Annotated in this window: 16 protein-coding genes; 5 read left to right on the forward strand and 11 right to left on the reverse strand. The window is 50.3% G+C overall.

Going from position 1 to position 18,296, the window contains the following annotated elements; translation table 11 throughout:
* Nucleotides 1-16: 16 nt before the first annotated feature.
* Nucleotides 17-2,302, reverse strand: coding sequence for a catecholate siderophore receptor Fiu (locus tag LG384_RS07350; RefSeq protein WP_225760682.1), 2,286 nt, complete (start codon nt 2,300-2,302; stop codon nt 17-19).
* A 292-nt stretch (nt 2,303-2,594) separates the two neighbouring features.
* The gene (mcbA, locus tag LG384_RS07355; protein ID WP_225760683.1) at nt 2,595-2,855 is read right to left on the reverse strand and encodes a DUF1471 family periplasmic protein McbA; all 261 of its coding nucleotides are present in this window, start codon (nt 2,853-2,855) and stop codon (nt 2,595-2,597) included.
* A 219-nt stretch (nt 2,856-3,074) separates the two neighbouring features.
* Between mcbA and rlmF the strand changes: the two genes are divergently transcribed.
* Nucleotides 3,075-4,001 (forward strand): 23S rRNA (adenine(1618)-N(6))-methyltransferase RlmF, encoded by a 927-nt coding sequence (rlmF, locus tag LG384_RS07360; RefSeq protein WP_225760684.1) that lies wholly within the window; start codon nt 3,075-3,077, stop codon nt 3,999-4,001.
* Here rlmF and ybiO read toward each other — a convergent pair.
* From ybiO to rhtA, 6 genes are all read right to left on the reverse strand, one after another.
* On the reverse strand, nt 3,998-6,232 hold the full coding sequence (ybiO, locus tag LG384_RS07365; protein ID WP_225760685.1) for a mechanosensitive channel protein: 2,235 nt from the start codon (nt 6,230-6,232) through the stop codon (nt 3,998-4,000). The two genes, rlmF and ybiO, sit on opposite strands and share 4 nt — an antisense overlap.
* A gap of 117 nt (nt 6,233-6,349) precedes the next feature.
* Nucleotides 6,350-7,072, reverse strand: coding sequence for a glutamine ABC transporter ATP-binding protein GlnQ (glnQ, locus tag LG384_RS07370; protein WP_045441186.1), 723 nt, complete (start codon nt 7,070-7,072; stop codon nt 6,350-6,352).
* The gene (gene glnP / locus LG384_RS07375) at nt 7,069-7,728 is read right to left on the reverse strand and encodes a glutamine ABC transporter permease GlnP (protein WP_003035248.1); all 660 of its coding nucleotides are present in this window, start codon (nt 7,726-7,728) and stop codon (nt 7,069-7,071) included. The genes glnQ and glnP overlap by 4 nt, the downstream gene beginning before the upstream one ends.
* A gap of 130 nt (nt 7,729-7,858) precedes the next feature.
* Nucleotides 7,859-8,605, reverse strand: coding sequence for a glutamine ABC transporter substrate-binding protein GlnH (gene glnH, locus LG384_RS07380; protein WP_045441187.1), 747 nt, complete (start codon nt 8,603-8,605; stop codon nt 7,859-7,861).
* A gap of 365 nt (nt 8,606-8,970) precedes the next feature.
* Nucleotides 8,971-9,474 carry a DNA starvation/stationary phase protection protein Dps gene (gene dps, locus LG384_RS07385; protein ID WP_045441188.1) on the reverse strand — a complete coding sequence of 168 codons (504 nt, stop codon included), beginning with the start codon at nt 9,472-9,474 and terminating at the stop codon, nt 8,971-8,973.
* Nucleotides 9,475-9,778: 304 nt separating this feature from the next.
* On the reverse strand, nt 9,779-10,666 hold the full coding sequence (gene rhtA, locus LG384_RS07390) for a threonine/homoserine exporter RhtA (RefSeq protein ID WP_045441189.1): 888 nt from the start codon (nt 10,664-10,666) through the stop codon (nt 9,779-9,781).
* Between the two features lie 411 nt (nt 10,667-11,077).
* Between rhtA and ompX the strand changes: the two genes are divergently transcribed.
* The gene (gene ompX / locus LG384_RS07395; RefSeq protein ID WP_048221793.1) at nt 11,078-11,593 is read left to right on the forward strand and encodes an outer membrane protein OmpX; all 516 of its coding nucleotides are present in this window, start codon (nt 11,078-11,080) and stop codon (nt 11,591-11,593) included.
* A gap of 64 nt (nt 11,594-11,657) precedes the next feature.
* Here the strand turns inward: ompX and LG384_RS07400 are convergent, their stop codons facing one another.
* A complete protein-coding gene (locus LG384_RS07400) occupies nt 11,658-13,244 on the reverse strand; it encodes a phosphoethanolamine transferase (protein WP_136345462.1) in 1,587 nt (528 codons plus the stop codon).
* A gap of 276 nt (nt 13,245-13,520) precedes the next feature.
* Complete coding sequence (gene mntS, locus LG384_RS07405; protein ID WP_045441191.1) at nt 13,521-13,649, reverse strand: manganase accumulation protein MntS; 129 nt, start codon at nt 13,647-13,649, stop codon at nt 13,521-13,523.
* Nucleotides 13,650-13,835: 186 nt separating this feature from the next.
* Between mntS and mntR the strand changes: the two genes are divergently transcribed.
* Nucleotides 13,836-14,309: a manganese-binding transcriptional regulator MntR gene (mntR, locus tag LG384_RS07410; protein ID WP_045441192.1), complete on the forward strand. Its 474-nt coding sequence runs from the start codon at nt 13,836-13,838 to the stop codon at nt 14,307-14,309.
* The gene (locus LG384_RS07415) at nt 14,306-15,415 is read left to right on the forward strand and encodes an anion transporter (protein ID WP_225760686.1); all 1,110 of its coding nucleotides are present in this window, start codon (nt 14,306-14,308) and stop codon (nt 15,413-15,415) included. The genes mntR and LG384_RS07415 overlap by 4 nt, the downstream gene beginning before the upstream one ends.
* 62 nt (nt 15,416-15,477) lie before the next feature.
* Here the strand turns inward: LG384_RS07415 and ldtB are convergent, their stop codons facing one another.
* Entirely contained in the window at nt 15,478-16,398 is a 921-nt protein-coding gene (gene ldtB, locus LG384_RS07420) for a L,D-transpeptidase (RefSeq protein WP_045441194.1), read from the reverse strand.
* A gap of 221 nt (nt 16,399-16,619) precedes the next feature.
* Between ldtB and LG384_RS07425 the strand changes: the two genes are divergently transcribed.
* On the forward strand, nt 16,620-18,215 hold the full coding sequence (locus tag LG384_RS07425; protein WP_048221791.1) for an ABC-F family ATPase: 1,596 nt from the start codon (nt 16,620-16,622) through the stop codon (nt 18,213-18,215).
* The last annotated feature ends 81 nt before the right edge of the window (nt 18,216-18,296 follow it).

Consider the following 18,296-nt stretch of genomic DNA (forward strand, 5'->3'; position numbering starts at 1 on the left):
CGCCCCACGTAATGGATCAGAAATGCATGTTGGCGGTGAGCAGGAAGGTTCTTGGTTCACCTGGATGGTAACGGTATCCGCTCTTGTTGATTGAGGATACGTAATCGGTATCGAACAGGTTGTAGACGTTCAACTGGAAGTCGAGATTGCGGTTCACTCGGTAACCCAGCTTGGCGTCGGCTACCCAGTACCCTTCGGTATAGGATGGTGTACCCACCGCACCGTCAGAGCCGCGATGCATGCTGCCAACGTAGCGTGCGCCTGCGCCTACGGAAACATCATCAGTGGCCTGATACTGGCTCCACAGCGTGAACGCATGTTCCGGAGTATACGGCAGCGAGGATGAGCCATCTTGGGCAACATCTTTACCGTTGTGCACCGTAGCACGCTGCTGGGTATAACCCCCAATCACCTGCCATGCAGGAGTGATATTACCTGCGACAGAGAGTTCGTACCCTTCAACACGTTTCTCTCCGTACTGGGACCAGGTCCCGTCGTCATTCTGTTCAACTTCGTTCTCAATATCCGTGCGGAAAATCGCTGCGGTTAACAGCAGACGTTTATCCAGTACTTCCCACTTGGTGCCGATCTCGCTGGTTTTCGCTTTTTGCGGTTTGAAGTCGGTACGGTTTGCGCTGTTACCTGTTCCGCTCTGGGCAAGGGCGAAGTTGCTGCCGCCCGGCGGTTGCTGAGAAACGGCGTAGTTAATGTAAACGTTGCCGTTATCGGTCAGATGATAAAGCGCACCGGCTTTCCAGTTCACCAGATTATCTGACTTTGCGGTATCAATGGTGGTGACTGGTGACCCTTTAGCTACCCCTGCCGGGCACGCAACTGCGCCACGACCAGAAGCGCCGCATGCAGTCGCGCTGTCATACTCGGTACGATAATTATCCAGTCGGATACCGCCGTTCAGTTCGATATCACGGGTAATTTGCAGGGTGTCGAAGGCGTAAATGCCGAAGGTGTCAGTCTGACCGTTGGCGTTTGCGCCATTGCGGGACAATCCGCCCAGGTTCACGTTGCTGTTGGGATGGTAAATATTAACCGGTGGAGGCGTGAGTGGAACCAGGCCGTAGTTGGTCTGTGTTTCGCGCGTCAACTCTACGCCAGTGCTGATGTCATGCCCGACAGAGCCGGTATAAAATTTTGAGGTCAGGTTAGTCTGGTTAGTCAGGATCTTATTGCTGACATCTTTGGTATTCGACAGGCGTGACCAGGTCCATGTATCGACGCTGCTGGTCGGTTGCGTAATGTTTGACGCACCACCCATTACCGCAGTCATCAGGTAATCCTGTTTAATACGTGACCAGCGCGTGGTGTTACGAATGGTTGTGCTGTCGTTCAGATCATGCTCAAACCGCATAGTCGCGGTGTCGGTCGTCGAGTCGTCGTAATCTGAGTCGGTACCGTAGAAATTATTTGTATCCACTTTCCCGGAATGGTTCAGGGCGGAAGTCCCTGCAGAAGGCGCAGAGTAGCCCGGCAGACCAATTGTGGGAATGCCTCCGTCTGGTGTGTTGTGCTGGGTGACATGCAGATAGTTCAGGTAAAGTCGATTTTCGGTGCCTAGCCCAAAGGCGATAGATGGGGCAACGCCATAGCGCTCGTTTTTAATGTTATCGCGTCCGGCATCGTGCGTTTTTTCGCCCATCAGATTTAAACGTGCCGCAGTGGTGTCACCGATGACCTGGTTAATGTCAAGCGTACCCCGACGGAACCAGGCGCTGCCTACACTGGCAGACGCATCAATTCCAGAGTCGGTGCGCGGCTGCTTGCTGATCATATTGATAGAGCCGGTTGGCGCGCTGCGACCATAATCGGTACCGGAAGGGCCCTTAATCACTTCAACTTGTTCGGTGTTAAAAGTATCGCGTGTGACGCTACCGATATCACGAACACCGTCAATATAAATGCTGTTTGACGTATCAGCTCCGCGCATATAAACAGCGTCACCGGTGGTGGAGTTTCCGTTTTCACCGGCGAAAAATGCGCCCACACCCGGTACGTTTTTCAGCGCATCGGTCAGATTTGTTGCCCCTTGATCCTTGATAACCTGCTCAGAAATTACCGTCATGGTGCGTGTGGTATCCGCAATCGGACGAGAAAATTTCGGATCGGCAGACTGCGTAGGGGCATACAGCGATGGCTTAGCCGCTTCTACAACCAGCGTATCTTCCTGTTTCTTATCTTGATCACCCGCGGCGACAGCCTGAGCTACCGGAGTCAGGCTAATGCACAACCCGGCAAAAAAGGTGAGGGAGTGAAAACTACTGGACGGCAAATTGCGATTTTTATCCATATTAATGAGTAACTTATTATTTTTTGAGTAGAAGGTTTCACTCATGCGAAGGGACATCTCTGTGGATGTTGTGCCCTGCAGGTCTCGCCGGAATGAAAGATGTAATTGATAATGATTTTGATTAGCATTGCTAATCAGTGCAGCTTTTTAGCATTCATTAATTCAAAAATAAATACATTTATTTACATTGGATTCAAAATTCCAACATGATGGTCACATTTTGTGCGGGTAGTGGTGAGAACATCAAAAAGAAAACTGCATTCAGGGCGAATGCAGTTGAGCTGAGGGTGAGTTACTTATAGATAGTTGCTGTACCATACATCTGGTTTTTGCCGCCAGCAGAATTAACCACAAAGCCTTTTGCGCCTTGCTCCTTCGCTTTTTCCGCTAACTTATCTTCAAGATCGCTCAGGTTGGACGCCCCTGTAGCGGATACTGTGCCGGAAGCCTGTAGTGGACCGGTGGCAGGACTGGTGATGGGCTGTGCAGCAAAAGAAGCAAATGTCATGCCGGTGAGTACGGTAGCGGCAAGAAATGTGAGGCATTTTTTCATGATGATATCCTCTGAGAAACAACAGGTAGTACCTGATAAGTTTAGGACGTCATCACATGACAATTAACGCAAAAAATTGATGTTGAACTGCGCATTTTTTGAACAACTCATTTTGTGTTAATCAGCGCTATACCCTAATTAATTCGAGATTCCCTGTTGTGTGTGTTTACCACTTAGCGTTATGCGGGTATCTTACGCCGCTGTTAAAAGGAGAAAGCTATGCCCCCCCAGAAACCGGGATTACCCCCACGAAACCGCCACAATGGCCGTTATGATCTTGCGACTTTATGCCAGGTTACGCCCGAACTGACGCAATTTCTCACCCTTACACCGGGTGGTGAGCAGAGCGTTGATTTCGCGAATCCCCAGGCTGTGAAGGCGCTGAACAAAGCATTGCTGGCACATTATTATGCGGTGGCAAACTGGGATATTCCGCAAGGTTTCCTGTGTCCGCCAGTGCCGGGGCGCGCGGATTACATTCATCATCTGGCCGATCTACTGGGGGAAACGACGGGAACTATTCCTGCCAATGCGAGCGTGCTGGATGTCGGGGTGGGGGCAAACTGTATTTATCCGCTTATCGGCGTGCATGAATATGGCTGGCGATTTACCGGTAGTGAGACCAGTGACGAAGCGTTTAGTAGCGCACAGGCGATCATCAACGCTAACCCTGGGTTAACCCGAGCTATCCGTTTGCGTCGTCAGAAAGATGCGTCGGCTATCTTCACCGGTATTATTCATAAAAATGAACAGTACGAAGCCACGCTTTGCAATCCGCCATTCCACGATTCTGCAGCCTCCGCCCGTGCAGGAAGCGAGCGCAAACGCCGCAATCTGGGGCAGGACAAAGATGATGCGCTGAACTTTGGCGGACAGCAGCAGGAGCTGTGGTGTGAAGGCGGTGAAGTGGCATTCATCAAGAAAATGATCGCTGAAAGCCAGACCTTTGGTCGGCAGGTCATGTGGTTCACAACGCTGGTATCGCGCGGTGAAAATTTGCCACCGCTGTATCATGCGTTAACGGACGCAGGTGCGGTGAAAGTGGTTAAAAAAGAGATGGCCCAGGGGCAAAAGCAGAGTCGCTTTATTGCCTGGACCTTTATGGATAACGATCAGCGCCGACGTTTTATGACGCGTAAACGCTAAATCGTAGGCTCAGTTGGCGGCAGTTGCCCACCTGACTGCGTTGGGCTATTTCCCGGTGCAGGCAGTACCTGATAGGTCTGCACCGGCGCGCGAACATTGGCCAGATCAAAATATTTTTTCACCTGACTGTCGAGCGCGAAACGTACGGTCCATTGCTTCAGCGGTAGTGTGGTAAAGGAGACCCGTAGCGTAAACGCCGTATTCGTTAAGCCGACAATTCCGGCGAATGACGGCTCACCGATGATGAGTCCCCGGATATCCTCCATGCCCATCACAGCGGCGACTGCATCTTTTAGCGCCTGATTGGCTTTATCAGCATCCTCATGGCGGTCAACGTCGTAATTGGCGACTACTGACCCAATCCCCCGCACGAAGTTGGCGAAGGTCGTTATCGAAGACCAGGGGATGATATGGTACGCCCCGGTGTCCTGCCGCACGCCTACCGAGCGAATAGACATGCGCTCAACCGTACCGGTTAACGGACCGATGGTAACTAAATCACCGGTGTTCATACCGTTTTCGAACTGGATAAAAATCCCGGTAATAATGTCTTTCACCAGCGTCTGTGAGCCGAAAGAAATCGCCAGACCCAGTGCACCTGCGCCCGCCAGTAACGGAGCGATATTGACGCCAATTTCTGACAGTACGATCATAATTGTGATAGTGCTGATAATCACCGCCAGCGCGTTGCGAAACAGTGTGAGCAGAGTTCGGGTTCGTGCGCTGGGTAACGGGCGGCCATGAATATCCGATGCCAGTCGGTTTTCAATCAGGCTGGCGAGGATCGTCCAGCCGATGGCGGAGAAGAATAATATCAGCGCGATGCGGATCAGGATATCAACCGTTTTTTCTCCCGCGCCGTAATGCAGCCAGTTCCAGAAATCGAACAGACCCCAGGCATTAAGTAGCAGCATTACCGCAACGCAGACGGTCAGGATCCGCGCAACGCTTAACGCCGTCGACAACCAGCCATTGAGTCGTTTTTGTAGTTCCGGATAGCTGCGTTGGGTGTGTGGCGATAGCGTAATCGTTTTGGCTATCCAGCGGGAGAACATACCGGATACAAACGCCGCAATACCGATAATCACCAGGCTGCGTAGCGTCGCGCCCATCATAAATTTCAGGCTGTTGCCTGGATCAAACAGTGAAAAGAAAAACAGCACAATAAAATAAGCACTGGCCAGCCAGTGCCAGACAAGCGCAAAGGCGCGGATAAACAGGCTAAAAAAAGCCAGCGAGCGCTCCGCCAGATTCTGCAAATGCTGTGTTATCTCTTTCTTGTTCCTGAAAATCAGATACAGCGCCCACAGCGTGATACATAACATGATGATAACGTTAGCCATGGCGCCGACCTGCACATTGACCTGATTAGAAATGATGGGAACCGCCACGATAAGTCCATAGCCAATCAGACTGCTTAATGAACTCAGACGCCGATTCCAGTAGCGTGCGCCCGCATCCTGAATGTTGAAGGGGCGTAGTTCTGCCACTGTCGGGCAAAATATCAGGCGCAGAATAGCCTTGAAAAACTCAATCAGCGCGAAAGCATTGAGAAACAAGCTTTGCTGGAAAGCGATGGTACGGCTACCGGCGTTCATTCTGTCACTCAGTATCTGTCCGATAAACAGCGTGAGCGCCAGCAGTAGTAAATCAATGATAAACGCGCCGATGATCATTGCGGGAAGTTGTAGCCAATTGCTGCGTTCGCGGTTTTTCCGCCGCGCCCATTGCCCCATTTTTCGATATAACGGCAACGCACACAGGCGTATCAGCCAGTAAAATCCGAATACCGAAACAGCCAGCATTAAAAAATGGGTCAGGGCATTGGTGAACGTTTGCGAATTAAAAGTTTTATGCGGCGCATCAGTGATGTTGCGATAAAGCTGAGCAAAGCGGCCGGAGAGAGCTTCACCGTAATGACGGCTGATATCAGTAACGTTTTCCAGAACCGTTTTTTCTTCAGTCAGTGTGGGTGGGACGATAGTTGGTACGGGATCGGGAGGGGGAGTTGCCGCGACTTTTCGCAACTGGCCAATCAACTCCTGACGGGAAGCTTCATTCTCCAGAACGTCTGCCAGCGCACCGTAGGCGGCTTTCTTTTGTTCAACGTCAGGTTCAGGCGCTGGTTCTGTTTGTGGGCTGGTGGACGCTGTTGACGTCACACCGGGTATTGTCACCGCCTGAGCCGGGACGCTCAGCAGACAAAAGAAGATGAACAGGATCCACCGCATGACTCCTCCCATGAGAAAAGAAATTCAAAAGGATAAGTATAGATGTCAGTGCGGGAGAAAATTGAAATGAGAGGATTCTGGTGTAGAACCTCCCTTCGGGGAAGGGAGGTATTTGTATCAGGAAACGTGCTGTAAAAATTCCTGCAAACGCTGGCTTGGCGGATTTTCAATCAGAGCTTGCGGATTACCATCTTCAGCAATACGGCCCTTATCAATGAAAATCAGACGAGAGGCCACTTTTTCGGCAAAGCCGATTTCGTGGGTCACAATCACCATCGTCATACCTTCTTCCGCCAGATCCTGCATGACCTTCAATACTTCGTGACGCAGTTCCGGGTCAAGTGCTGAAGTCGGCTCATCGAACAGCATCATTTTCGGCTTCACCGCCAGTGCGCGGGCGATAGCTACGCGCTGCTGCTGACCGCCGGAAAGCTCAGAAGGATAGTGATGAGCACGCTCGGCCAGACCAACTTTCGCTAATAATTCTTTGGCCTGTTTCTCTGCCTGCTCTTTCGTCGCTCCACGTACGCGCAGTGGACCAAACATGACGTTTTCCAGTGCCGTCAGGTGTGGGAAAAGGTAGAACTGCTGGAATACCATTCCCGCTTCCTGGCGGATCAATCGTTCGTCTACCTTCGGGTCATTTACCTTCAGGCCATCGACGATCAGTTCACCCGAGGTGATTTCTTCCAGCTTGTTAATGCAGCGTAGTAGCGTGGATTTACCAGAACCGGAAGGCCCGATAATCACTACCACTTCACCCTGACCAATATTCAGGTCAATGTTATGCAGCACCTGGGTTGGGCCAAAATGCTTAGAGACGTTTTTAAATTCAATCACAGGATTTTCATCCTTCTTTCCAGACGACGCAGAATGAAGCTCAGCACCAGCGTAATGATCAGATAGAACACCGCGACGGCGCTCCAGATTTCCAGTGCGCGGAAGTTACCGGCAATGATTTCCTGACCCTGACGTGTAAGTTCAGCGACGCCAATGACAATAAACAGCGAAGTATCTTTGATACTGATGATCCACTGGTTGCCCAACGGTGGCAGCATACGACGCAGTGCGAGAGGTAAAATAACGTGGCGAATGGTCTCAGTACGTGAGAGGCCAAGCGCCAGTCCGGCTTCGCTGAAGCCTTTATGGATTGAGAGTACCGCGCCGCGCGTGATTTCCGCGATGTAGGCCCCTGAGTTAATCATGATGGTGACAACGGCGGCGCTGAAGGGATCAATACGCAAGTCGTTAAACGCCATTGGCAGGGCGAAGTAGATAAACATCACCTGTACGACGATCGGCGTACCGCGGATGACTTCGATAAAGACCAGCGCAACGTGGTTGGCAATCCAACCTCCGAAGGTACGCGCAAATCCCGCTGCTAGTCCGATGATCAGACCGCCTGCCAGACCGAGGACCGAAATCCACAGGGTCATTTTGGCGCCTTCTATCAAAAGCGGAATGGCGGGCCAGATGGCACTCCAGTCAAACTGCATATGTCGTTCCTGTTACCGTGGTGAAAATATTCAAACAGCCAGCAGTGTCGGATTATCCGACCTGGGGCCAAAACGTAGGCCCGGTATGCGTAAGTGCTACCGGGCTCGACGAGCCGATGTTCAGGCTGTTTTATTTAGGTTCAGTACCGAACCATTTTTTGTAGATTTCGTTATAGGTGCCGTTTTCACGCAGTGTTTTCAGCGCACCGTTTACCTTCTCACGCAGTTCGTCGCTGCCTTTCGGGAAGGCGATACCGTACTGTTGGGCTTCCAGAGAGTCGCCTACAGCTTTGAACTGGCCATTACCCGCGGTTTTGATAAAGTAAAGAATGTTTGGTGTATCGTGCAGTACTGCATCTGCGCGATTTGTACCCAGTTCCATATATGCGTTATCGATGTTCGGGAACTGACGCAGATCTTTGGTTTTAATGTTCGCTTTCGCGTAATCCACTGAACCGGTGCCGCTCTTCACTGCAACGACTTTACCATCCAGATCTTTCACGCTTTTCACGTCGTTATTGTTTGCTTTAACCATCACTAACAGACCGCTTTTGTAGTAGCCGTCAGAGAAGTCGATCGCTTTTTTACGTTCTTCGGTGATGGTGATACCAGCCAGAGCCAAATCGATATTTTTGGTTTGCAGCGCCGGGATGATGCCGCTGAAATCCATAGGTTTCAGTTCATAATCCAGCTTCAGTTCTTTAGCTACGGCAGCCCACAGATCCACATCAAAACCAACGTATTTATCACCTTGTTTAAACTCAAATGGAACAAAGGCGGTGTCGGTTGCGACAACGAGTTTCTTATCCGCGGCATGAGATGACACCGCAAAAGCCAGGGTAAGTGCAGCCAGTGAAACTTTAAATACAGACTTCATAGCATTTCCTTTTATATCCACGGGGCGATCCCCTGCGAGAGCTTAAAACGTAATGAAAAAATCGTGCCAGTTTTGCAACTTATTGTTTTAAAAAGGAGACCTTTCGTTTTACTGCACAATAAGTAAGGCAATGCTGGTGATTTGCACCGTTTCGGGGCACTGATTTGGTGCATGAATAGTGCAGTACAAACGGTATGACTATTTAGCGTAAAAATTGTAGATAAAACAATCTTTCGTTAACGATTGTGTGAGGTGATTATTACAAATATTTTACTTTGAAGTGACGAACGATCAATGTTGTGCACCATAAAAGTGCAAAACCCCCGCGGGAGCGAGGGTGTTATAGGGAATACTTATGACAGTTATTATTCGATGTTAGCTTCGATAAACCACAGGAATTTGTCGAGATCGCGTGATGCTGCTGTAAAGATATCGGCAGTATCTTCGTCTTTTGCTTCGTTAATGGCTTTACGCACGCTGTTAGCGACCACGGCATAACGTTCGGCCAGCTCTTTTAAGTGATCCTGAACGCTGTGGATGTCCAGCGGATAGCTTTTTAGTGACGTTTTGCTGTTAATTACCTGCGTTGTACCCAGTGCAACACCGCCCAGCTGTACGGCGCGCTCAGCCATGGTATCAAGGTGATCGGTTAGCGCAGTACGGAAGCCATCGAGCATTTCATGTACGGCTATAAAATTGGCACCGCGCATATTCCAGTGAGCCTGTTTAGTGATGAGTGACAGGTCGATGAACTGGATCACCTGCTGATTCAACAGCTCCACAGTAGCTTTTTTATCACTGTCGGATACATCGTTGCGGGTATAAAGGAGAGTGGATGCTTTTGTTTTTACCAGTTTTGCGGTAGTCATAATTTCATATCCTCTTGATATTTACGTCCCAGGTCATTCAACGGGAGTAAGTATAGACCTTATTTTGGATTTATTTTTCTGGCCTTACCTATCACTTTAATAGTGGAGAGCGAGGTGAATATAAAATGTTCAATAAAATCATTTGGATATATTGTTATTGTGTCAGTATCGGATATTTATTTTGCGTGCATCTGATGCAGATGAATATGATTATGAGAATGGATTAAGTGTAAGAATAATAATTACTGCGATAAACAGCAGGATATTCTGCATGGTTATGCAAACCATGCAGAATAATGGAAGGTTATTTAACGTCTAGTTCCTTAATTTGTGGCTCTCTGCGGATGGTAAGTGTCGACCCCATTGAGGCGGCAATGATTGCCCCTAAGGCCAGCGTCTGTACCATCGTCAGCGTTTCTCCAAGGAAAATCATCCCGGAAACGGCGGCCAGCGCGGGTTCCATGCTCATTAACGTACCAAAGGTACGCGTCGGTAATCGGGTCAACGCGATCATCTCCAGTGAGTAGGGAAGGGCCGTGGAGAGAACAGCCACCGCCAAACCTAGCGGGAGTATTGACCAGTGCCACAGCGCATCTCCAGCCTGCATCACGCCAATCGGAACAAAAATGAGTGCTGCTATCAATGAACCTACCGCCACGGTTGCAGGTCCATGTTCTTCGCCGGCCCGCTGCCCAGTCAGAATATAGACAGCCCAGCAGGCGCCAGCACCCAGCGCAAGCGCAGCACCGGTTAAGTCAACGTGTGATACGTCCTGGCCCAGCGGCAACAGGAACCAGAGTCCGAGTACGGCCAGCGCAACCCAAATAAAATCAACGGGACGTCGGGAAGAGAACAGCGCCACCGCGAGCGGTCCGGTAAATTCCAGTGCCACGGCAATACCCAACGGCACGGTCTGAATTGACAGGTAGAAAAGATAGTTCATCCCGCCTAGTGACAGGCCATAAAACAGCAGAGGAAGACGCTGTTCTTTTGCAAATCGTAAACGCCAGGGTTTAAAGAATGCGATGAGGATTATCGTTCCCAGTGCAAGACGCAGCGCGGTAACACCAGGCGCGCCGACAAGGGGGAACAGTGATTTCGCCAGCGATGCTCCGCTTTGAATGGAGGACATAGCAATAAGCAAAACCAAAATAGGCAACCATACTGGCGCTTTACGTGACGACCCCGGCATCCTTTCTCCTGTCAAATGATGTTAATACACCTGCTCCTGCGGGCCGCCTCTGTTGGACTGCGGCCTGGATGAGTTTGTGTATAGAAAAGTAAAAGAGCGAGTGTAATGGAAATACGCTCAGCTGGTTGAGTATTCGTTGAAAAAAAAATTACTGAGATCCGTACAATGGCATGAAAATGATGGATTAATAATCTGCGTGATTAGGAATCATCTGGATGAATGTGCCATGTTGTGCGCGCAATAATGGCATAATTCGTTGGAAAAGTGATGTTAATTGAAAGAGATAGCGGTGTTTTGAAATGTTCTGTTACATGAAAAGCCTCGTTAGACATCGCTAATCGCAAAGAGTTTCCCATCAATTTTTGGTATATTTAAAACTTAGGATTTACTTGAAGCACATTTGAGGTGGTTATGAAAAAAATTGCATGTCTTTCAGCACTGGCCGCTGTTCTGGCTTTCTCCGCAGGTACCGCTGTAGCTGCTACTTCTACCGTTACCGGTGGTTACGCTCAGAGCGATGCTCAGGGCGCAGCGAACAAAATGAACGGTTTTAACCTGAAGTATCGCTACGAGCAGGACAACAGCCCGCTGGGCGTAATCGGTTCCTTCACTTACACTGAAAAAGATCGTACCGACGCTTCTGGCGACTACAACAAAACTCAGTACTACGGCATCACTGCTGGTCCTGCGTACCGTCTGAATGACTGGGCGAGCATCTACGGTGTTGTAGGTGTTGGTTACGGTAAATTCCAGGATGCAGCAACTCCTGCTGACAACCACACCACCAGCGACTACGGTTTCTCTTACGGTGCCGGTGTGCAGTTCAACCCGATCGAAAACGTTGCTCTGGACTTCTCTTACGAGCAGAGCCGTATTCGTAGCGTTGACGTAGGTACCTGGATCGCGGGTGTTGGTTACCGCTTCTAATCACTTCGGTGATATAAAAAATCCGCCTCTTGGGGCGGATTTTTTTTGCGTGCGGTTCTGGATGCTAGCGTGATTTTGTCTCGAAAATGTCGGTACCCAGATGGTTGTAATCCACCTTCTGCAATTTGAAGTTGGTGATGTAAACCGGCCCGGCTTTTTTCTCTGAGATAAAACGGTAGCTGTTGGTAATTTCCTTCGCACTGATCCCTGTCCACTGAGAGAAGAAACTCAAGAAATCATTCGCGGAGCGACGGGCTTTAATCACCCGATGTGCTTTATCATCGCTGGACAGTACCATAAAAGGAACCTGGAAGTTCTGCTGGAACTGATCGTCATGTGCCAGATACTGCACCTCTTTTCCACGTTCTTTAAAGGCCAGTCCATGATCGGAGAAATAGACCATCGAGAAGCTATCCCCGCTGTTACGTAGCTGATCGTAAAGCTGGCGCAGCAGGTCATCCGTTTGCGTCATGGTGTACAGATAACAGGAGGTCTCTTTCGACTGGACGAATGTTTCGTACTTCCCTTGTGTACGATCGCAGGCCTGCGGATGTGAACCCATTAAATGCAGCACAATCAGTTGTGGCTGGGTGCGCTCGGTTGCCAATACCTGAGCGGTCATCTTCAACAGCGCTTCATCACGGGTGTTTTTATCGGCTTCGAAGTCACCGTTTTTGAGGAAATGTACTTCGTCGGCCCGCTTCGCGATGCTTGCTATCGCTGTATCATATTCTCCAATCTGCCCCTGATTAGAGAACCACCATGTCTGGAAGCCAGCGCGGTTAGCCAGGGTGACAAAGTTGTCCTGGAACTGAGGCTTATTATCGACCACCCGATTCAGTGTTAAGCCAAGTGACTTCTGCGTTGAACCGCTCGCGGCAATGTAATCGGCAAAGATATAGCCATTAACGCTACTGGCAAATGGGGTATTATCCCAGTGACCGCCAAACGCACCTAGCGCATCGCGTCGGGCGCTCTCACCAATCACCACGACATAGGTATGGTATTTGGGTTTTACCCCTGTCACTGTCCAGCTATCTTTGACGCTTGCCAGTTTCGCCATCCGCTCCTGTTCATCGAGCACTTCGTTGTTGTTAACGATGACGTCTTTAGCAAAACGAAATACCGGGTAGCCAGTGTCTTTCAGTTTAAATACACCACCCCAGGCCAGGTTTTGCACGGGAGTAACAAAGAACGCCACGATGCTAAACAGCAAGCACAGGCTATCGAGCTTATTCCAGCGTGGTCTGTTCATCTCTTTTTTACGGCGAACGGCGATAACGCCAAGCGCAAAAATAAATACCCCAACCAGGTAGTTGTACCAGGGGAAGATCGTCAGGATCTCGGTGGACTCTTCCATGTTGGTCGAGTGCAGCGCCAGCAAGGTATTAAAGTTTGGCGAGCCGTAAGCCTGGCCGAACGGAAAGTACATCGCCGCAATCAATGAACAAATGCCAATCAGCACTTTCTGCGTGCGCGGCGCATAACGCCAAAGTAGCAGCAATATACAGGTAAAAGCGGCGCTATAGAGCAGGCTAAGCGGGTAGCCCAGTGCAAGGTTGATCAGCAGAGACTGTAAGAAATAAAGGCCAGTCCACGGGCTAATAGCCCGGCTACGAGCAATAAGTGAGTCTTTGAGGGTTAAATTCATATGCCACTGTTGCAAAAACGCCATGTGCTTACCCTGGCGCAAAGGGTCATTGCCTGCCTGAGAGAGCGAGAAGAGGGATGAGGTCCGCATCTGCGAGCCGCAATATACGCAGGGCTGCGAAAAGATAGAGTGTGCGCAGGAGAAGGTCAACTACTACAAAGAAATTGTTTTGGGATGGCAGTGGCAAAACGGACAAAAAGAAGGGTTATTGGGGCGTAATCTGTCACCGTAACTACGTTACAGCAGGAAAATGAAGCGGCGTACCGCGACGCCGCATTATTTACTTGAAGGTTTTTCCTGCTCTGGTTTGCTGTTAATCATGTCGCACAGCATAGAGATCAGCATCAACCGTACTTTAAAGGGAGAATGGCTAAACACGCGTATACACCTCTTGAATTCATTCATATGAACCTCCTGACTTCACGATCCCATCAGTCCTTGAGGGATGTCTTTATTATATACAGATATAGCACAGGCTATATTATATAGCTATTGCTAAAACGTTAATTTTTTGTGCCCACGCAACTCTGGTTTACAATGAGCGCTCTCTAATCAGATGCCGTTAACGCGTCACAGTAACGAGGAAGCAGAATGAGTCGTCGCGCAGGTACGCCAACAACAAAAAAAGTGACGCAATTGGTGAATGTTGAAGAACACGTTGAAGGGTTTCGCCAGGTCAGGGAGGCGCATCGACGCGAACTGATTGATGACTACGTTGAGCTGATTTCCGATCTCATTATCGAAGTCGGTGAAGCGCGCCAGGTGGATATGGCGGCACGTCTTGGGGTTTCCCAGCCCACCGTTGCCAAAATGCTGAAGCGCCTGGCGTCAGTAGGATTGATTGAAATGATCCCCTGGCGCGGTGTGTTTTTAACCGCAGAGGGCGAGAAACTGGCTCAGGAGAGTCGCGAGCGTCATCAGATTGTGGAAAATTTTCTGCTGATGTTAGGGATCAGTCCAGAAATTGCCCGTCGTGATGCGGAGGGCATGGAACACCACGTGAGCAAGGAAACGCTGGAGGCTTTTAGCCGGTTTACGCAACAACATGGAACAGGCTCTGAATGAGTTTTCCTTTACTACGCGCTTTGCAGCGCGATCGCTTTTTCCAGTTGCTAATCATCGTCGGGATTATTCTAAGTCTGTTGACGCCGTTTGCGCCCCGGAGCTGGCCGGGGGTAATTGACTGGCACACGATCATTACGCTCAGTGGTCTGATGCTACTCACCAAAGGCGTGGAGTTAAGCGGTTACTTTGACGTGTTAGGGCGAAAAATGACTCGCCGTTTCAACACGGAACGTCAGCTGGCAATATTTATGGTGCTGGCTGCGGCGTTACTGTCGACGTTTTTGACCAACGATGTTGCTTTATTTATTGTCGTTCCGCTGACGATTACCCTGAAAAAACTGTGCGCTATCCCGGTTAACCGCCTCATCATCTTTGAGGCACTGGCGGTTAACGCCGGATCGTTGCTGACGCCGATAGGAAATCCGCAGAACATCCTGATGTGGGGACGCTCTGGCCTTTCATTTGCGGCGTTTACCTGGCAAATGGCACCGCTTGCTGGCGCCATGATGCTGACGCTGGTGGTGCTCTGCTGGTTCAGTTTTCCGCATAAAGCCTTGCATTATCATACCGGTACATCTGCGCCTGACTGGCAACCTCGGCTGGTGTGGAGTTGTCTGGTGTTCTATATCGTCTTTTTGACGGCTCTGGAATTGAAGCAGGAACTCTGGGGGCTGGCGATTGTGGCTGCGGGGTTCACGGTCCTGGCTCGTCGCGTGATACTCAGCGTGGACTGGACGTTATTGCTGGTGTTTATGGCGATGTTCATTGATGTACATTTGCTGACGCAATTACCCCTGTTGCAAGGGATAGCTAACCAGATTGGGGCGCTCTCAGCGCCGGGGCTATGGTTGACGGCAATCGGCTTGTCACAGTTTATCAGTAATGTTCCCGGTACGATTTTGCTGTTGAACTATGTGCAACCGACGCAGTTGCTGGCCTGGGCTGTTAATATTGGCGGTTTTGGCCTGTTGCAGGGATCGCTGGCGAATATTATTGCATTACGGATGGCAAACGACCGGCGTATCTGGTGGCGTTTTCATCTGTACTCGGTGCCGATGCTGATATGGGCGATGCTGGTAGGATATGGATTGTTGTTGCTGATGTGATAGCGGCAAAGAGGCAATAAAAAAGGCGGATGATTCATCCGCCTTTTTCGTTTCTGGTCTGCTTAGTTCAGACGAACCGGCATACCGGAACGGTTTTGTACTGCCTGCTCAACGACGGACTGATCAACATCAGACTGACCGGTGATGCTGGTAATGCTCTTGTTCAGGGTAATCGGAACAATTTCCCCGCCTTCGAACTGCGCTTCAGTGGTTGACAGTGGGTTATGCACCTCAATGTAACGGCTACCATCTGGTTCAGTGGTGGCTTTCACTGGTTCATCGATAAACTGTACGCGAGTGCCGACCGGAACATTTTCAAACAGGAATTTGATGTCTTCGTTACGCAGACGCACGCAGCCGTGGCTGACGCGTAGGCCGACGCCGAAGTTAGCGTTGGTCCCGTGGATAGCGTACAGACGACCGATATACAGTGCGTACAAGCCCATCGGGTTATCCGGGCCTGCCGGAACTACGGCTGGCAGCGGTTCACCCGCAGCGCGGTACTCAGCGTGCATTTTCGCCGTTGGCGTCCAGGTTGGACCCGCTTTCTTACGTTCCACTTTGGTGGTCCAGTTGATAGGCGTGTCTTTGCCTAACTGGCCGATACCAATTGGTAAAACGATCACGGTATTGGTGCCTTTTGGATAGTAGTACAGACGCATTTCAGCGCTGTTGATAACAATACCTTCATGTACGGTATCCGGCAGAATCAACTGCTGCGGAATGTTCAGTACGGTACCGCCTTTCGGCAGGAAGGTGTCCACGCCTGGGTTTGCTTCCAGCATGTTGGACAGACCCATCTGGTATTCAGCCGCATAATACTCCAGCGGTTGGGTATTACCTTCAGGGATGGTGATGACCTGGTTCTGGCCAATCAAGCGACTACCATCGGTAGGCAGCGGATACGTGACGGCTGAAGCGGTATTACAAAAACCAACTACCGCGAGCGCCGCCGCGAAAAGCGTTGTCAATTTCATATTCATTTTTGCGAGATTCTGAAGCCAAGCAGGCTAGTGGGTTGAGATTTATGTAGTGTTGGGCACGCATTATATGTGCATTCTGAGCAACAAGGAATTCGGATGTGTACTAAATCACATTTTTTTCCGTTTGCTTTCACTTTATCCCTTCAGCACGAAGGCGCGATCTTATTTTAGAGTTATGGCATAATAAGCGGTTTGTCACATATTTCTTTCAGGATACGCCAGTGTTAGTTTCCAGCAACGTCACCATGCAGTTCGGCAGTAAGCCGCTGTTTGAAAATATTTCCGTCAAATTTGGCGGCGGCAACCGTTACGGCCTGATTGGCGCGAACGGTAGCGGTAAATCCACTTTTATGAAAATTCTCGGCGGCGATCTTGAGCCGACGCTGGGTAACGTTTCACTCGATCCGAATGAACGCATCGGTAAGCTGCGTCAGGATCAGTTTGCTTTTGAAGAGTTCACTGTGCTGGACACCGTTATTATGGGGCACGCTGAACTGTGGGAAGTGAAGCAGGAACGCGATCGTATCTATGCGCTGCCGGAAATGAGCGAAGAAGACGGCTATAAAGTTGCCGACCTCGAAGTGAAATACGGCGAGATGGACGGTTACTCCGCAGAAGCACGTGCGGGCGAATTGCTGCTGGGTGTGGGTATTCCGGTAGAACAACATTACGGACCGATGAGCGAAGTCGCTCCTGGCTGGAAACTGCGTGTGCTTCTGGCACAGGCGCTGTTCTCTAACCCGGATATTCTGTTGCTCGACGAACCAACGAACAACCTGGATATCGATACCATCCGCTGGCTGGAGCAGACGCTGAACGAGCGTGACAGCACCATGATCATCATTTCGCACGACCGTCACTTCCTGAACATGGTCTGTACGCACATGGCGGATCTGGACTACGGCGAGCTGCGTGTTTACCCAGGCAACTACGACGAATATATGACGGCGGCAACGCAGGCTCGCGAGCGTCTGTTGGCAGATAACGCCAAGAAAAAAGCGCAGATTGCCGATCTGCAATCTTTCGTCAGCCGCTTCAGTGCTAACGCGTCGAAATCTCGTCAGGCGACCTCTCGTGCGCGCCAGATTGATAAGATCAAACTCGATGAAGTGAAGGCCTCCAGCCGCCAGAACCCATTCATCCGTTTCGAGCAGGATAAGAAACTGTTCCGTAACGCGCTGGAAGTGGAAGCGCTGGCTAAAGGCTTTGATGAAGGCCCACTGTTTAAAAACTTCAACCTGCTTCTGGAAGTGGGCGAGAAGATTGCCATCCTGGGCGCTAACGGCGTGGGTAAATCAACCATGCTGAAAACGCTGGTGGGTGAACTGCAGCCGGATAACGGTACGGTGAAGTGGTCTGAAAACGCGCAAGTAGGTTACTACGCGCAGGATCACGAATATGAGTTTGAAAACGATCTGACCGTATTCGAGTGGATGAGCCAGTGGAAACAGGAAGGGGACGATGAGCAAGTTGTACGTAGCTTCCTCGGTCGCCTGCTGTTCAGCCAGGACGATATCAAAAAGCCTGCGAAGGTGCTGTCCGGTGGTGAAAAAGGACGCATGCTGTTCGGTAAGCTGATGATGCAGAAACCGAATATTCTGGTGATGGATGAACCAACCAACCACCTGGATATGGAATCGATTGAATCGCTGAACATGGCGCTGGAAATGTATCAGGGCACGCTGATCTTCGTTTCTCACGACCGCGAGTTCGTGAGTTCGCTGGCAACTCGCGTGATTGAAATTACGCCGGAACGCGTAATCGACTTCACCGGTAACTACGAAGATTATCTGCGTAGTAAAGGGATCGACGGCTAAACATTGTGGCCCGGTGGCGCTACGCTGACCGGGCCAATAGTCTGCCTTGTAAGCCGGGTAAGGCGAAGTTGCCACCCGGCA

The sequence above is a fragment of the Citrobacter sp. Marseille-Q3906 genome (assembly GCF_916618775.1).
Classification (GTDB): Bacteria; Pseudomonadota; Gammaproteobacteria; order Enterobacterales; family Enterobacteriaceae; genus Citrobacter; species Citrobacter murliniae.

Bases quoted from the DNA above. Each gene is read 5' to 3' on its own strand.
- LG384_RS07350 (WP_225760682.1), bottom strand. From the start codon at position 2,302: ATGGATAAAAATCGCAATTTGCCGTCCAGTAGTTTTCACTCCCTCACC.
- mcbA (WP_225760683.1), bottom strand. From the start codon at position 2,855: ATGAAAAAATGCCTCACATTTCTTGCCGCTACCGTACTCACCGGCATG.
- rlmF (WP_225760684.1), top strand. From the start codon at position 3,075: ATGCCCCCCCAGAAACCGGGATTACCCCCACGAAACCGCCACAATGGC.
- ybiO (WP_225760685.1), bottom strand. From the start codon at position 6,232: ATGCGGTGGATCCTGTTCATCTTCTTTTGTCTGCTGAGCGTCCCGGCT.
- glnP (WP_003035248.1), bottom strand. From the start codon at position 7,728: ATGCAGTTTGACTGGAGTGCCATCTGGCCCGCCATTCCGCTTTTGATA.
- glnH (WP_045441187.1), bottom strand. From the start codon at position 8,605: ATGAAGTCTGTATTTAAAGTTTCACTGGCTGCACTTACCCTGGCTTTT.
- dps (WP_045441188.1), bottom strand. From the start codon at position 9,474: ATGACTACCGCAAAACTGGTAAAAACAAAAGCATCCACTCTCCTTTAT.
- rhtA (WP_045441189.1), bottom strand. From the start codon at position 10,666: ATGCCGGGGTCGTCACGTAAAGCGCCAGTATGGTTGCCTATTTTGGTT.
- ompX (WP_048221793.1), top strand. From the start codon at position 11,078: ATGAAAAAAATTGCATGTCTTTCAGCACTGGCCGCTGTTCTGGCTTTC.
- LG384_RS07400 (WP_136345462.1), bottom strand. From the start codon at position 13,244: ATGAATTTAACCCTCAAAGACTCACTTATTGCTCGTAGCCGGGCTATT.
- mntS (WP_045441191.1), bottom strand. From the start codon at position 13,649: ATGAATGAATTCAAGAGGTGTATACGCGTGTTTAGCCATTCTCCCTTT.
- mntR (WP_045441192.1), top strand. From the start codon at position 13,836: ATGAGTCGTCGCGCAGGTACGCCAACAACAAAAAAAGTGACGCAATTG.
- LG384_RS07415 (WP_225760686.1), top strand. From the start codon at position 14,306: ATGAGTTTTCCTTTACTACGCGCTTTGCAGCGCGATCGCTTTTTCCAG.
- ldtB (WP_045441194.1), bottom strand. From the start codon at position 16,398: ATGAATATGAAATTGACAACGCTTTTCGCGGCGGCGCTCGCGGTAGTT.